The following is a 15,632-nucleotide window of genomic DNA, read 5'->3' as shown; positions in this document are numbered from 1 at the left end:
TATTCAAATTCCCGAGGCATAAGCGTGGGCGTATTTGTTAGTATAGCGTAAAACATTTCAAATTGCATAGACGACAGTTGACCAATTATTGCTTTATTCGACTTCCTTCTTATATTATTAGAAGGGGAAAAAATATTTTTTGGGGGTATTATGAAAAATCCATATTTGTTCAGCTATTTACCATTTGTCTCCATCTTACTATTCAGTTTGACCTTTGGTGTCTATAGTGTAGGAGAGACGCTGATCCTCTTTAAGGAAATCGGTCTCTATCAAGGCATGAGGGAGTTCTTATCAGACCTTCAATTACGCATTTTTTTACTGACCATGTATGCATTAGTATTCTTTATGTTATTTGCAGCTTTAAAACTAATTGCGGTCACCATTCATGAAACGGCCTTATTATTTTTCCTGAAAGAAGAAGCGGATGCCTCGTATAGCGCTTCGAAATCAGGTGTCATCATTTATTTTATCGGCGCACTTGCATCGGTAATAGGTATTCAATCATGGAAGATGCTAGCATTGATCTTCTTTATCACTACTTTTGTCTACTTTATTTACGTAGTCTACAAATTAAGTCCATTTATGCCATTGACGCACACAGTCGGTTTGATATTCTTTCAAATTATCATCTGGAGTGTCTTAGTGGCGGGACTGGTGTACATCATTTTCCGTCTTTACAATGGGCTGCTCGCTAGCATTCCGTTAGCCAATCCAGTGAAATAAATTGAAAAGCCTTGCGGATCCGACCTAACGGATCGTGCAAGGCTTTTATGGTCGCATCGTCGAGGAAAATGCACGCAGATGAATTTTTTGATCACGCAGACGTGGGATGGGGGTTGGTCTGTCGTAACCGATCCAGACAGCCGACGTATAGTGGTCATTCATGCCGATTGTCCACAAGTCTTTAAACGAATCAGTTGTCCCTGTTTTCGCTCCAGTATAGCTCGTTGTATAAGCAATACCTTTGCCTGTCCCGTTCACAACAACTTCTTTCATCAAGGAGCGGATGCTATTGACTGTGGAAGGGGACCAAACCGCTTTTGACGTATCTTTCCATTTATATAATACCTCGCCTTTATGATCTTTTACTGAGCGAATCGCATGAGGAGTCAAATATGTCCCATCGATAAAGCTCGTAGTCGCACCGGCAAGCTCTAATGGCGTGACGCCGTTGGAGAATCCGCCAAGTGCTGCAGGATAGGAACGGTCAGCTGCAACGATGTGCTGAAAATGAAAAGGCGCTATATGCGAGAAAGCCTCGTCTATTCCAACTCGTTGCAATAAACGTACAGCCGTCGAGTTATAACTATTCCGGAAGGCTTCTCGTACTGTAGTCGTGCCAAACTGATAGTGGCCGAAGTTTTTCGGACAATAACCACCAATACAAATATCACTACTGTTGACAGGCGTATCCGCGTGATACGGTCCACTTTCGAAAAACGGTGCATAGACAAGCAATGGTTTGATTACTGACCCTGGTTGCCGAACGGCTTGATAAGCTCGGTTGAAATCTGTTTTTTTATAGCCTGAACCTGCATACAGACTGATAATCTCACGCATCTCATTGTCGATAACAGCAGCTCCAGCCTGCACACCGTTCGTTCCAATAAGTGCATTCAATCGATTTTCATCATGCTGTTGCTTATTTTGATCAAGTGCCGTATCAATTGTCACGCCTTTGCCGATTACTTCTCGCGTCCGTCGATTGATTTCATTTTGCCAGCGTTGACGTTCTTCTGGTGTTTTGGCTTTACTCAATGACACATCGAGTCCTTCCGTCTGCGCTATGAGCTCTTTCAACTCTTCTAATACATATGAACTGTACATGGGGTAACGCTGTTCTTTTTTCTTAACGTTTAATTGAATGGGCATGTTACTATACTCTTCAAATTGCTCTTGCGAAATCACTTGCTGATTGAGCATAACTTGAAGAAGTCGTATTTGACGTTCTTTCGTTTGATCAAAATGCTTGAGTGGGTTATAAAGCGACGGATTATTTGGAATAGCAGCCAAAAATGCGATTTCCGCTTCATGTAATTTTTCAAGTGGACGGCTGAAGTAGTAGCTTGCCGCGCCACCAATTCCGTACACTTGATTGCCGAAATACATTTCATTCAAATACATTTCTAGGATTTCATCTTTTGTCGATTGTTTCTCCAACTCTGCTGCAAAGAAGAGCTCTTTAAACTTTCGTTCATACGTTTTCTCTGTCGATAAATAGCGCATTCGCACGACTTGCTGTGTAATGGTCGAAGCGCCTTGCTGTTTTTCGTCTGCCGCTGCATTGATCGTGAAAGCTCGAATAATCGCGGCGATATCATAGCCGCGATGCTCATAAAACGTCCGGTCTTCACTTTTCAAAAACAACTGTCGCGTGAAAAACGTTATATCTTGCAAATGGATCGGCTGCCGCCATTCAATATATTCTTCCGCAAATAGTGTACCGTTCCGGTCTTTCATTTGAATAGGGGACACCATGGCAGGCACATCCAACTGCACTGCGTCACGAATGGAGGCGTGCAATGCTTCCGTCTGCACGGTTTCTGCGTAGATTTGATTTTGGATAAATAATAATAGCGGTACGCAAGCAAGCGTAATCACTAATCCAACCGTTTGTTTCAACTGACTAGCCTCCTGTACATTCTTATAGCTATAGAAAAATATAACATAACATGGCAACTGCCGTCTGAATCAATAGGGAATAAAAAAGCCACACAACCGATAGACGGTTGTGTGGCTAAATTCACGTGTGTTCATTCGCTTCATCTTGCCGGTCTTCTAGGAAATGTTCGAAATCTTGTGTAGGCCGTCGTACCGCCATGGATAGGAACAGATAACCGACAATGAATAAGATACCCGTCACGATGAATACTGCAGGAATCCCAATATATCCACTGACAATTCCGCCAAACATCGGTCCGATAATATTGCCGAGGAAACGGAAGCTGGTGTTATACCCCATGACTTCACCTTGAACTTCCAGTGGGGCCTCACGACGAACAAGCGCTGTCGTAAGAGGAATCATACCGCCTGTTGAGATACCAAATAAGAACCGCAACAATACAAGTTGCCAAAGTGACGTAACGAACGCCTGCGGAATAATGAAGATGAATGACATGATGAGCAGAATACCAAGAATTTTTTCATAGCCGATATCGTCGCCTACCTTCCCCCAATACCTAGCGAATAGTAAATTACCCAAGCCTGTTGCACTGAACGTCAACCCTGCTAGGAACGCTACATTGGATGCGGCATGAGTCAAATCCGCTACATAAAGTGATAGCAACGGCTGAATACTAAAATTCCCGACTTGAATCAGCGTTGTAACGACCATCACGTTGAACATCAAACGGTGTTTGAACAATCCACCCAAAATGACTGTCCGCGAATACTTCACTACTTTCCGCACTTTAACACGCGCTTCCTCTTTGATTCCAAATAGCACAAGCAACGTCGCCATGACAACGGAAACGGACGTAATGATGAAAGCATACTCAAAACCGAACGTATCGGCCATTAGACCGCCGAGAACGGGGCCAAATAACATTCCCGCAACACCGCCCATTTGCAACGTCCCAAGCATCTTGCCAGCTTCCTCGCGAGGTGTTTGAGAAGAAATGAAAGCTAATGAAGTCGGTAAGAAACCGGTAACCAACCCCATCAGTAGTCTCAAGACAAAAAAGGTTTCTACGGAATTGACAAAGCCCATTAAAAAGACCGAAATCGTAATCCCGAAACCATTAATGAGCAAGATGGGCTTAAAGCCGAAACGATCTGCAAAACGTCCCCAAATAGGTGACATGATCAGCGCGGTAATAAACGTAGCACCAAAAATCAATCCTGCCCACTTCTGGACATACGCGTCAGAATAATCTCCAAACGTTTCAATGTATAACGACAGGAACGGCATAATCATCGTCATCGTCCCCGCTACAAGAAAGTTCGTGACCCAGATGATAATGAAATTTTTCTTATGTCGACTCAACGTTGAACCGCCTTCCTCCTGTAAAGCTTCGATGGTATTAAGTATAAAACAATTCGGTAGCCGAAGAAAATATAGTGCTTACATCAAAAGTGAGAGCGAATGGGGAATACTGATCTTGTTATGGGATGTATATTGGCTGTTTGGATTCATGAGAAGTAGTAAAGCGGAGTGCTATGAGCGGTTATAGCTTGTCATAGAGCGATGTGATGTAAAGTATGAGCGGTAACGGACCGATATAGAGCGGTTGGAGGTGGCCATAGAGCGGTTACACATGAACTATGAGCAGTACTACAAAATAATGAGCGAACTCGCATTTCCCTAGGAGTCATCAAGGTTGTCCACTTTTAATATTGTGCTTTCTCTTAGCAAAATAAACTTTGTCAACTAACTGTCACAGTTACAATTATCGAATTTTCCCACCATATATGATAGACTGATTTCATGTAGAAAATACGCATCAAAATGAACGAGCACGCAAATTTGAGGAGGAATATCATGTATTCACAATTATCGACTGAAGTAGCAGAAAACGAAGCACTAGTAACGATGAACACCACAATGGGGCCAATCAAAATAAAGCTTTTTAAAGAGCAAGTTCCAAAAACAGTTGAAAACTTCTTGACGCACGCAGAAAATGGCTACTATGACGGTATTATTTTCCACCGCGTTATTCCTGAGTTCATGATCCAAGGTGGAGATCCAACTGGAACAGGAATGGGCGGAGAGAGTATCTACGGCAACACATTCCAAGATGAGTTTACGATGGATCTATTCAACTTGCGTGGCGCACTATCTATGGCGAATGCTGGACCAAACACTAACGGTAGCCAGTTCTTCATCGTACAAGCATCATCACTAGCAGGCGCTTCAGCATCACAATTGAAAAAGGGCGGATGGCCTGAAGAAATTGCAGATGCATATGAAGAAAACGGTGGAACGCCACACTTAGATCAAAAGCACACTGTATTTGGTCAAGTGTTAGAAGGAATGGACGTTGTCGACAAAATTGCCAATGCTAAAGCTAACCGCGATAATAAGCCAAAAGAAGAAATTAAAATTGAATCAATCGAAATTATCCAAAAGTAAGCAGATTTGATTCGTAGGGGGAAACTCGCATGGACTTCGTTCTATTAATGCCGTTTCTTTATTTTCCTGAAGATAAATCAGAATACATCCCGGCAGCGATTTCTTTCGTCATCTTCATGACGCTAATGCTGTTCGTATTTCGTTGGGTTATTAAGAAATCCAAACGGCAGGAAGAAGAAACGAGAGAGCTGGAACAACGTATTTTAAAAGAACGACAACAACTTAAAAATCAAGAACATCCCATCGATTGATCGGGATGTTCTTTTTACATCACGATACCTCGTAAACTGCCAAAATATCTCTAACTGTTTTCTTACTAGCTGTTGTGCTATCATTAAAAGAAAATACAAATCAGGTGACGAATCATGCAAACCAGTGAAATGAATAAAAAAGCAGTCTCACTTCTTAAACAATGGGATCCATTCCAAGAAGGGGAATATGCATATAATGTGGAAATCACTGAAATAGTGAAGGAACTTCATTGTGTAGATCATCCAGCAGACTTGGCTAAGTATATTCGTGATGTCTATGAGCACACCCATGAAATTTGGATACCTTTAGAGAATTGTATGGACATATCCTATAAATTGATTGCTGTTAAATATGAAGCCAAATCCATCGTTCAATATTAACTATTCGACGCCATCTTTTCGGATGGCTCTTTTTTGTTCAAAACTTTGAAATATGGTATACTATGAAACGGCCTTAGTGGCAGACTAGATACTATTTTAGATTGGGAGCTGTTTTGCATGTCTCACAAATTTGCAGTAGGAGATGAGCTGACCGGAAAAGTTACCGGGATACAGCCGTACGGTGCGTTTGTGGCGCTGGATGCTTCAACGCAAGGTTTAGTGCACATCTCTGAAATCACGTACGGATTCGTCAAAGATATTAACGAGTTTTTGGAAGTTGGGCAAGAAGTTCACGTCAAAGTATTGGATGTGGATGAAGGAGCTAGTAAAATTAGTTTGTCGATCCGTGCATTACAGGAGCCACCAAGTTCTTACCTGAATCACTCCCGTTCTCGTCAATCATTACAAGAACGCGTAGATCAGCAAGACGCGGATGGCTTTAATTCACTGAAAGATAAACTACAGGGCTGGATTGAACAATCCGGACGTTAATAAAAGGACTGACGTAGAAGTACATACAACTTCTACGTCAGTCCTTTTTGTTTTTGAAATCTTGACTACTTCTCTATTCCTTCAGTTTCCTCAAACGATACTGCAAGTTTTGTCTGCTCATACCGAGTGAGCTGGCGGTTTTTGTAATATTATGATCATGTAGCTCCATTGCCTTTTGAAGATAATACTTCTCGGCTTCTCGTAAATACTGATCAAAAGGTAGTAGTTTCGAACCGCTCTGCACGATAAAATCTCTTGGTTGTGAAGCGTCATTTGCTATAGACTCCACCTTCATCTTAAATTGCAGAGGCAACATATCGAAAATCAGCGTATTTTCTGTTGTGCGCATGGATGAAACTTCGTCGAGAAGTAGCTCGAGCTCTCGCAAATTCCCTGGCCAGCCGTATACAACAAGTGATTCCTTCACTTTGTCATCAATCTTCGTCAAACCTGTTCCTAGCGACTCTATTCTACTCTTTAAATACGATTCAGCGAAAGGGATAATATCTTCCGGTCGCTTCCGAAGAGGCGGAATCCTAATAGCGAAAGACGCGAAAAAGTAATAAAGCTCTTTTAGCAATGTGCCCGATGCGATCAGCTCAACTGGATCGTCTCCAATACTTGCAATGAATTGATGTCTGGATGTTTTCTGCAAGACATATAGCAATGCTTGTTGTAAAGAGATCGATAAACTATCGATACGTTCGCAAAATAACGTCATAGGCGATTGCTGTTGCAGTGTTTCTTCGAGTTGTTGGATGATGTCTGTATCAGCATGTAAACAATGGAAAGTGTGGAAAACCCGCTTGTTTCCCACAGACCCGTAGTGAATAGCTTCGGCGAGATAGTCCTTCCCCACACCTGTTTCTCCGATCAATAATACTGGCAAGCCAGCCGCTGCTGCTTTTTCAGCGGTGGAAATGACCGATTTCATAACGGATGAATGGGCAGTAATTTGATTAAATGTAATCGGTCCGCGATTTTTACGTAAAGGTTGTAAAACGAATTTTTCCAATGCCGTAATATCTTGAGCGAACTCAATCGCACCGATTAAGTCTTGTTGTTCATAAATAGGGTACGTGTCATTCATTGTCGTGATTTCTACTTTATTCGCATTCCAGTATCTCTGCTTAACGCGTAATTGAGGTTCTCCACTTTGCAATACTTTCAATAACGTACTCTCATTTTTCTCAAAGTTAAAAAGCTCCAAAATAGAATGGTCTTTTATATCTTCGAGATTTAATCCTTCGATATCCTTCATTTTGCGATTATAGATAATAGTCCTTCCTGTATGATCTACAGCGTGTATCCCGATATTTGCATGATCCACTGCAAACTGATTGCATATATTCAATAAATTTTCGTATATGTTCATGTGAAACACCTTCCTAACATAAGTACATATCGTATTTTAGTTGCTAAGTTAGTAGAATTTAAAAATAATTACAACAAAACACTTGCAATATGCAATGTTTTCTTGCATCATTATAAATGTAAACGCTATCAAACGCAAATAAATTTTGCGTTCTACTTATAAAGGAGGATTTGATTCCAAATGATTCCATACAAACACGAACCATTCACAGATTTTACAGTGGAAGAAAACCGCAAAGCGTATGAAGAAGGATTAAAACTCGTAGAAAGTTATCTAGGACAAGATTATCCGCTAATTATCGGCGGTGAACGCATAATGACAGATAAGAAGTTAGCATCCACTAACCCTTCTGATAAAAAAGAGGTCATCGGTAATGTCTCTCAAGCTAGTCGCGATTTAGCAGAGCAAGCGATGAATACCGCGAAAGAAGCTTTCGAAACGTGGAGAAAAGTCAAGCCTGAATTTCGTGCTGACGTATTATTCAAGGCAGCTGCCATCGTCAGACGTCGCAAGTTTGAGTTTTCTGCACTGCTTACAAAAGAAGCAGGGAAGCCTTGGAATGAAGCGGATGCAGATGTCGCTGAAGGTATCGACTTTATGGAATATTACGCTCGACAGATGCTTACTTTAAAAGATGGTATGCATGTGGAGAGCAGACCAGGTGAGTATAACCGATTCGATTACGTACCACTTGGTGTAGGAGTAGTCATTTCACCATGGAATTTCGCATTTGCGATCATGGCAGGCACAACAGTAGGTGCACTTGTAACAGGAAACACCGTGCTGTTGAAGCCGGCTTCCACAACAACAGTCGTTGCATATAAGTTTATTGAAGTACTGGAAGAAGCGGGAATGCCAGCTGGTGTTGTCAACTTCATTCCAGGATCAGGTTCTGAGATTGGTGACTACTTGGTCGACCACAAAGACACTCGTTTCGTTTCATTCACAGGTTCACGCGAAGTAGGTACACGAATTTTCGAACGCGCAGCGAAAGTACATGACGGTCAAATTTGGTTGAAACGTGTGATTGCGGAGATGGGTGGTAAAGATACGATTGTTGTCGATAATGAAGCTGATTTGGAACTGGCAGCGCAATCTATCGTTTCTTCATCATTTGGATTCAGTGGCCAAAAGTGTTCTGCATGTTCCCGTGCAATCATTCATGAGGATGTCTACGATGAAGTAGTGAAGCGCGTAGAAGAAATCACGAAGGCGTATAACTGGGGTGATCCAATCGATGGAAACAACACAGCCGGTCCAGTTATTGATCAGGCGGCATTCGATAAAATCATGGAGTATATTGAAATCGGCAAGCAAGAGGGACGTCTCATTGCAGGCGGAACGGGCGACGATTCAAAAGGGTATTTCATAGCACCCACCGTATTTGCTGACGTGGATCCGAATGCGCGTATTTCTCAAGAGGAAATCTTCGGTCCTGTTGTCGCGCTCTCAAAAGCCTCATCATTTACAGAAGCGATTGAATTTGCAAACGATACAGACTACGGTCTAACAGGTGCAGTCATCACGAAAAACCGCCACCATATTGAGCAAGCTCGTGAAGACTTCCACGTAGGAAATCTATATTTCAACAGAGGTTGTACAGGCGCCATTGTTGGATACCAGCCATTTGGTGGGTTCAATATGTCGGGTACTGACTCAAAAGCTGGCGGACCTGATTACTTGCAGTTGCATATGCAAGGGAAAACTACTTCGGAAATGCTGTAAATCGTTGAAGTGAATTTGAAGGGGTGAACCGATATGACGAAAACGACTACTGTTATTGAACAAACAAAAAAGTACGGTGCAAATAACTATAATCCGCTGCCGATTGTAATTTCTGAAGCGGAAGGTGTATGGGTTAAAGATCCTGAAGGGAATAAATATATGGATATGTTGGCTGCCTATTCCGCACTCAACCAAGGACATCGTCATCCGAAAATTATTCAAGCGCTGAAAGACCAAGCAGATCGTGTTACGTTAACTTCACGTGCTTTCCATAATGATCAATTGGGTCCGTGGTATGAAAAGATGGCGGCGCTTTCAGGTAAAAATATGGTATTGCCTATGAACACTGGCGCAGAGGCAGTGGAGACTGCTTTAAAAGCAGCGAGACGCTGGGCGTATGATGTGAAAGGTGTAGCAGGCAACCATGCGGAAATTATTGCGTGTGTAGGGAATTTCCATGGCCGTACACTGGGAGCGGTTTCATTGTCATCCGATGCTGAATATAAAAAAGGATTCGGTCCCTTGCTACCGGGTATCAAGTTAGTAGAGTACGGGGATATCGATGCATTGAAAGCGGCTATTACTTCCAATACGGCTGCTTTCTTGATTGAGCCGATCCAAGGAGAAGCGGGAATCATTATTCCACCTGAAGGATTCATGAAAGAAGCTTCGGATTTATGTAAAAAAGAGAACATCCTCTTTATTGCAGATGAAATCCAAGCTGGACTCTGTCGTACAGGTGAAATGTTTGCCTGTAACTATGATGGTGTCGCGCCGGATATGTATATCCTTGGTAAAGCACTTGGCGGAGGCGTGTTCCCGATTTCCTGTGTACTTGCGAATGATGACATCTTAGGTGTATTCAATCCAGGATCTCATGGATCTACATTTGGCGGAAACCCTATGGCTTGTGCAGTATCCTTGGCAGCAATTGAAGTGTTGGAAGATGAGGGGCTCGCGAAACAATCCAAAGAACTAGGAAACTATTTCATGGATGAGCTAAAGAAACTCTCTCATCCTGCAATTAAAGAAGTACGTGGACGCGGGTTATTTATTGGAATGGAATTAACGGAACCAGCACGCCCATATTGTGAGGAACTAAAAGAGCTCGGTTTATTATGTAAAGAAACACATGATACAGTAATTCGTTTCGCGCCACCATTGATTATTACGAAAGATGAGTTAGATTGGGCATTGGGAAAAATTCGCACAGTATTTAACAAGTGAGTAATATGCTGCCACTAAAATTCCGTTGCACAAAAAATTCGCAAAAAATTTGGAATCGATGTGTGGATGTTTGACTATGCTCGTGTTATAATGTGTCCGTGAAAGACAATAACAAACAAAGAGGCGAGCCATACAATGACAGAAAACCTGAATCTATTTACGTCTACACAAGTTGTTATAAAAGATGCACTTGAAAAGCTAGGCTATGATGAAGGAATGTATGAACTATTGAAAGAACCACTTCTTATGGTAGAGGTGCGTATACCTATCCGTATGGATGATGGTAAAGTAAAAGTGTTCACTGGGTACCGCGGACAACATAATGATGCCGTGGGACCAACAAAAGGTGGAATTCGTTTCCATCCTAACGTAAGCGCTGATGAAGTGAAGGCGCTTTCTATGTGGATGACGCTGAAAGCGGGAATTGTAGACTTGCCATACGGCGGTGCTAAAGGCGGTATCATATGTGATCCGCGAGAAATGTCGATGGGTGAATTAGAACGTCTGAGTCGTGGCTATGTGCGTGCGCTTAGTCAGGTAATGGGACCTGCAAAGGATATTCCTGCTCCGGACGTCTTTACGAATTCACAAATCATGGCATGGATGATGGATGAATATAGTAAAATTGATGAATTTAACTCACCTGGTTTCATTACAGGCAAGCCGGTCGTGCTTGGCGGTTCACATGGCCGCGAGCGCGCAACAGCTGAAGGGGTTACCATCATTATTAATGAAGCGGCAAAACGCCGTAATATTGATATGAAGGGTGCGCGTGTTATCATTCAAGGATTCGGTAACGCGGGTAGCTTCCTATCTAAGTTTTTACATGATTCAGGCGCGAAAGTAATCGGTATTTCCGATGCGTACGGTGCATTGTATGATCCGGATGGTTTGGATATCGACTATCTACTTGATCGTCGTGACAGCTTTGGAACAGTCACTACACTATTCGACAATACGCTAACAAATGCGGAACTACTCGAAATGGAATGTGATATTCTAGTTCCAGCTGCAATCGAAAATCAAATTACAGAAAAGAATGCTCATAATATTAAAGCGAACATCGTAGTCGAAGCGGCTAACGGTCCAACTACTTCGGAAGCGACAAAAATCTTGACAGATCGCGGTATTCTACTAGTGCCAGACGTATTGGCGAGCGCTGGTGGCGTAACTGTATCGTATTTCGAATGGGTTCAGAATAATATGGGGTATTACTGGTCTGAAGAAGAAGTACGTGAAAAAATGACAGCGAAGATGGTTCAAGCATTTGAAAATGTTTATAACATCGCAACTACACGTAATATCGATATGCGTTTAGCAGCATATATGGTTGGTGCACGTAAAACAGCGGAAGCAAGCCGTTTCCGTGGCTGGGTATAAAAATGGTAAAAGGCATCTCCTCGAGTGTGAGGAGATGCCTTTTATATGTGTTTAATAGGTGATGCAGATTGGATCTCTTCGGTAGATTTCGGTTCCTCTTCTCTGCGCCAATACGTAAAAAGAACTTGTAATGCCATAAGACCGGACAATCCGATGACGATATAAAGAAAGCGTGCTAATGGCTGATAGGCCCCTTCTGTTAGTTGGGCGATGACATCAAAACGAAAAATCCCGACTACGCCCCAGTTTAATGCGCCAATTAACGCAATCGCTAGCGTGACTTTTTGCAATGTCTCCATTTTATCTCCTCCTATGAAAAGTATATCCTGTTTTTAGAACACTATACTTGCATCGTTCATACATCTTTTTCATAATAGGGAATGAGAAGAAGGAGGCGTACGATGTGGATAATTTTATTTTCAATAATCCGACCAAATTATTATTTGGTAAAGATCAACTGAAACATTTACCTGAAGAACTGGAAAGATACGGTAAAAAGGTACTTCTCGTATATGGTGGCGGCAGTATTAAGCGTAATGGCCTGTATGATGAGATCATGACATTATTGAACGACAATGATTTTGAAGTAGTAGATATGCCGGGCGTGGAACCGAATCCTCGACTGTCAACAGCTAAAAGAGGCGCAGAACTGTGTAAAGAACATAATATAGATGTAATTATCGCAGCAGGCGGAGGATCTGTAATTGACTGTACTAAGTTAATTGCTTCTGCAGCAAAATACGATGGTGATCCATGGGACTTCGTAACAGGCAAAGCAACACCTAAAGAAGCACTGCCATTTGGTACAGTGCTGACGCTTACTGCGACTAGTTCAGAAATGAATGCAGGTTCTGTTATTACCAATGAAGACACACAGGAGAAATATGGCTGGGGTGGACCGCTAAGCTATCCAAAGTTCTCTATATTGGATCCTAAATACACATTGTCAGTACCGCTAGATCAAACAGTCAACGGTATTGTCGATACGATGTCCCACATTTTCGAGCAATACTTCCATACTGCAAACAATGCTTCGTTCCAGGATGAAATATGTGAAGCGGCATTGCGTTCCGTTATGAAGACTGGAGAGCAACTCGTGAAAGATCCTGAGAACACAGAGCTTCGCGAATCTATGATGTTTGCGGGTGTTTGGGGATTGAATGGTTTCTTATCGATGGGTACAAAAGGGGACTGGGGTACGCATACTATCGAACACGCCGTATCTGCTGTCTACGATATACCTCACGCCGGTGGTTTAGCGATTTTATTCCCGCACTGGATGAAGCAAACATTCCCGAAAAATCCACAACGCTTTGTACAGCTGGCTGTTAATGTATTCGGAGTAGATTCAGCTGATAAGACGGATGAAGAGATTGCAATGGAAGGAATCGACCGTTTAAGTGCTTATTGGAAGAAGATCGGCGCACCTGTCACGTTAGCAGATTATGATATTGATGACTCTAAATTGGAGTTAATGGCAGAAAAAGCTGCTGTAAATGGACCGGTTGGTAGATTTGCTCAATTATCCAAAGATGAAGTTCACACTTTATTGAAGGCTAGTTTGTAATTTCTGTAGTTATTTGTCAACAAAATAAAGAGACAGAAAGCATAGCCTGATAAGAGTTTGCTTTCAGTTCAAAACGCCAAGTCACGTCGACTTGGCGTTTTATTATGGATAAATAACGAGTTCTACCGATTCTACATAGGAAAGTGTAGTGAGTTCTATATAAAGTGAAGAAGTAGATTTTTTTGGATGTGCCATAAGTTTGAAATGTAATTCGTGATGGTATTGATGTTCAGGTGTCTGAAATTGTCTGATACGCATATGGTCAATTTCCATATGTTCTTCACTCAAGTATCGTACGAGGTCGTCAATTTTAGATTTTTGCGTAATAATGATCGTACAATTTGCTTCTTTAGTACGCAATCGCTTAGGACCAAATCTGCCTAATAATGGTGCTACTAACTCGATAACGATCATTACACTAACTACAGTGAACAATGCTTCGATATAAAAACCTGCACCTACCGCAATACCAATTCCCGCTGCGCCCCAAATCATGGCAGCCGTAGTGAGCCCTGTGATATTATCATTATCCCTACGCAATATAGCCCCAGCACCTAGGAATCCAATACCACTGACAATTTGTGCGGATAGCCGTAAAGGGTCCATTGTGATATTAATATCATTACGAGCGGGGACTAAATAAGCAGCTTCCATTGAGATAATTGTCAACAAACAACTGAAGGTAGCAATGACTGCACTTGTTTTCAGACCAATAGGCTTTTTTTTGATTTCCCGCTCTACACCTATAATAATACTTAGTACTAGGGCAATACTAATTTTAATTAGTGCTTCTCCATTAAATGAATCAGCAAGTAACGTTAACATAAATTATCCCCCTTCACTTACAAAATAGGAAGATTACCTATATACTCTCCTTTATACGGCAATCGACTCGTACATGCCTCTTCTTCTATTGTAATGGGAAGAGAGATAGAAAGAGAAGTGATATTTTGAATAAACCGTCAATTCATCCCTACATACCCATTGCGATTGGTGTCCTTACAGTTGGACTGTCCGCAATCTTTGTAAAACTGGCTACAGCAGATGCAGGAGTCATCGCCTTTTATCGTATGTTTTTTTCAGCTGTTATTATGCTTCCGTTATTTTTACTTTCCTATCGTAGCGAACTTAAGTCATTAACAAAAAGAGATTGGCTGTTTACCGCAAGTTCAGGAATATTTCTGGCAGTTCATTTTATACTGTGGTTCGAATCTTTAAATTACACGTCGGTTGCCAGCTCAACTGTTTTAGTCACGTTACAACCAATTTTTGCTTTAGCGGGTACTGCATTGTTCTTTAAAGAAATCATTACAGGGAAAATGCTGACTGCTGTTCTCATTGCATTAACAGGAAGCTTCATTATTAGTTGGGGAGATTTTCAAGTAAGTGGGGCAGCGTTATTTGGGGATTTACTTGCATTACTCGCTTGTGCATTTGTCACAGCGTATTTATTAATCGGTCAGAGCGTGCGTAAAAGAATATCGCTCGTGACGTACACCTTTCTTGTTTACTCTGTAAGTTCGATTGCACTGTTTTTCTATATACTTATCATGCAAGAGCCTTTCTTCGGGTACCCCACTGCAGATTGGGGATGGTTTTTAGCTCTAGCAATTTTACCAAATCTGTTGGGACACACGTTATTTAACTGGGCGATCAAATGGGTGAGTACAAATGTAGTATCAATCGCCACTCTATTTGAACCAGTACTGGCTTCAATCGCCGCATACTTTGTATTACATGAAAAAATAACTACTCTTCAATTAGGAGGCGCAATCGTTGTCCTGACAGGGATTTTGCTGTTTGTCGTTGATGTAAAAGCAATAAATAAAAAAACTTTTACGAAAAACACTTGATTTCTCTATACGATCTATTGTATATTAGTTCTTGTCGCTTCGGACGTAATCGAAAACAACATAAAAAACTTTTTTAAAAAAGTTGTTGACTTCGACAAATACCGAGTGTAAGATAGAGAAGTCGCTTTTATACGACTAACAAACACGAACCTTGAAAACTGAACAGCGAAACGTTAACGAAATACAGTTTATGCATCTAACGATGACATAAACAAAATGAGTATCTTAATTGATGCCAGCAAATGAAACTCGAGCTAATCGATTTTTCATCTACTGGGTGTCGAGTTGTAGTGAAGTGCTAGGAAGTGAT

Annotated in this window: 15 protein-coding genes; 10 read left to right on the top strand and 5 right to left on the bottom strand. The window is 41.6% G+C overall.

Features of this window, described 5'->3' with window-relative positions; all coding sequences use genetic code 11:
• Nucleotides 1-150: 150 nt before the first annotated feature.
• The gene (locus CSV70_RS13885) at nucleotides 151-723 is read left to right on the top strand and encodes a DUF5366 family protein (RefSeq protein ID WP_085131426.1); all 573 of its coding nucleotides are present in this window, start codon (nucleotides 151-153) and stop codon (nucleotides 721-723) included.
• A 45-nt stretch (nucleotides 724-768) separates the two neighbouring features.
• Here the strand turns inward: CSV70_RS13885 and CSV70_RS13880 are convergent, their stop codons facing one another.
• Together CSV70_RS13880 and CSV70_RS13875 are read right to left on the bottom strand one after the other, a co-directional pair.
• A complete protein-coding gene (locus tag CSV70_RS13880) occupies nucleotides 769-2,622 on the bottom strand; it encodes a transglycosylase domain-containing protein (protein ID WP_099661077.1) in 1,854 nt (617 codons plus the stop codon).
• Nucleotides 2,623-2,743: 121 nt separating this feature from the next.
• Entirely contained in the window at nucleotides 2,744-3,985 is a 1,242-nt protein-coding gene (locus tag CSV70_RS13875) for an MFS transporter (RefSeq protein ID WP_099629266.1), read from the bottom strand.
• Nucleotides 3,986-4,480: 495 nt separating this feature from the next.
• Here CSV70_RS13875 and CSV70_RS13870 point away from each other — a divergent pair, with 495 nt between their 5' ends.
• The 4 genes from CSV70_RS13870 to yugI all read left to right on the top strand — a co-directional run bounded on the left by CSV70_RS13870 (nucleotide 4,481) and on the right by yugI (nucleotide 6,195).
• Complete coding sequence (locus tag CSV70_RS13870; RefSeq protein ID WP_099661076.1) at nucleotides 4,481-5,071, top strand: peptidylprolyl isomerase; 591 nt, start codon at nucleotides 4,481-4,483, stop codon at nucleotides 5,069-5,071.
• Nucleotides 5,072-5,100: 29 nt separating this feature from the next.
• Nucleotides 5,101-5,322, top strand: coding sequence for a hypothetical protein (locus tag CSV70_RS13865; RefSeq protein ID WP_085131423.1), 222 nt, complete (start codon nucleotides 5,101-5,103; stop codon nucleotides 5,320-5,322).
• Nucleotides 5,323-5,436: 114 nt separating this feature from the next.
• Nucleotides 5,437-5,703, top strand: coding sequence for a DUF1871 family protein (locus CSV70_RS13860; RefSeq protein WP_099629267.1), 267 nt, complete (start codon nucleotides 5,437-5,439; stop codon nucleotides 5,701-5,703).
• Between the two features lie 117 nt (nucleotides 5,704-5,820).
• Complete coding sequence (gene yugI / locus CSV70_RS13855) at nucleotides 5,821-6,195, top strand: S1 domain-containing post-transcriptional regulator GSP13 (RefSeq protein WP_085131421.1); 375 nt, start codon at nucleotides 5,821-5,823, stop codon at nucleotides 6,193-6,195.
• Nucleotides 6,196-6,268: 73 nt separating this feature from the next.
• On the opposite strand, the gene CSV70_RS13850 is transcribed toward yugI, so the two are convergent.
• Nucleotides 6,269-7,570 (bottom strand): sigma 54-interacting transcriptional regulator, encoded by a 1,302-nt coding sequence (locus CSV70_RS13850; RefSeq protein ID WP_099629268.1) that lies wholly within the window; start codon nucleotides 7,568-7,570, stop codon nucleotides 6,269-6,271.
• A gap of 180 nt (nucleotides 7,571-7,750) precedes the next feature.
• On the opposite strand from CSV70_RS13850, the gene pruA reads away from it, so the two are divergent.
• The 3 genes from pruA to CSV70_RS13835 all read left to right on the top strand — a co-directional run bounded on the left by pruA (nucleotide 7,751) and on the right by CSV70_RS13835 (nucleotide 11,902).
• A complete protein-coding gene (pruA, locus tag CSV70_RS13845; protein ID WP_099627898.1) occupies nucleotides 7,751-9,295 on the top strand; it encodes an L-glutamate gamma-semialdehyde dehydrogenase in 1,545 nt (514 codons plus the stop codon).
• 33 nt (nucleotides 9,296-9,328) lie between these two features.
• Nucleotides 9,329-10,522 carry an ornithine--oxo-acid transaminase gene (locus tag CSV70_RS13840; RefSeq protein WP_099661075.1) on the top strand — a complete coding sequence of 398 codons (1,194 nt, stop codon included), beginning with the start codon at nucleotides 9,329-9,331 and terminating at the stop codon, nucleotides 10,520-10,522.
• Nucleotides 10,523-10,657: 135 nt separating this feature from the next.
• Nucleotides 10,658-11,902 (top strand): Glu/Leu/Phe/Val family dehydrogenase, encoded by a 1,245-nt coding sequence (locus tag CSV70_RS13835; protein WP_099627900.1) that lies wholly within the window; start codon nucleotides 10,658-10,660, stop codon nucleotides 11,900-11,902.
• A 41-nt stretch (nucleotides 11,903-11,943) separates the two neighbouring features.
• Here CSV70_RS13835 and CSV70_RS13830 read toward each other — a convergent pair whose 3' ends face one another.
• Nucleotides 11,944-12,201: a DUF378 domain-containing protein gene (locus CSV70_RS13830; protein ID WP_085131416.1), complete on the bottom strand. Its 258-nt coding sequence runs from the start codon at nucleotides 12,199-12,201 to the stop codon at nucleotides 11,944-11,946.
• Nucleotides 12,202-12,305: 104 nt separating this feature from the next.
• Here CSV70_RS13830 and CSV70_RS13825 point away from each other — a divergent pair, with 104 nt between their 5' ends.
• Complete coding sequence (locus tag CSV70_RS13825; protein WP_085131415.1) at nucleotides 12,306-13,469, top strand: iron-containing alcohol dehydrogenase; 1,164 nt, start codon at nucleotides 12,306-12,308, stop codon at nucleotides 13,467-13,469.
• A 102-nt stretch (nucleotides 13,470-13,571) separates the two neighbouring features.
• Here CSV70_RS13825 and CSV70_RS13820 read toward each other — a convergent pair whose 3' ends face one another.
• Nucleotides 13,572-14,294 (bottom strand): MgtC/SapB family protein, encoded by a 723-nt coding sequence (locus CSV70_RS13820; RefSeq protein ID WP_085131414.1) that lies wholly within the window; start codon nucleotides 14,292-14,294, stop codon nucleotides 13,572-13,574.
• A gap of 125 nt (nucleotides 14,295-14,419) precedes the next feature.
• Between CSV70_RS13820 and CSV70_RS13815 the strand changes: the two genes are divergently transcribed.
• Nucleotides 14,420-15,322, top strand: coding sequence for a DMT family transporter (locus CSV70_RS13815; protein ID WP_099661074.1), 903 nt, complete (start codon nucleotides 14,420-14,422; stop codon nucleotides 15,320-15,322).
• Nucleotides 15,323-15,632: the final 310 nt, after the last annotated feature.

The sequence above is a fragment of the Sporosarcina sp. P25 genome, assembly GCF_002743235.1.
Classification (GTDB): domain Bacteria; phylum Bacillota; class Bacilli; order Bacillales_A; family Planococcaceae; genus Sporosarcina; species Sporosarcina ureae_B.
The sequence above is the reverse complement of the archived record's forward strand: the minus strand, read 5'-3'. Positions and strand labels throughout refer to the sequence as shown.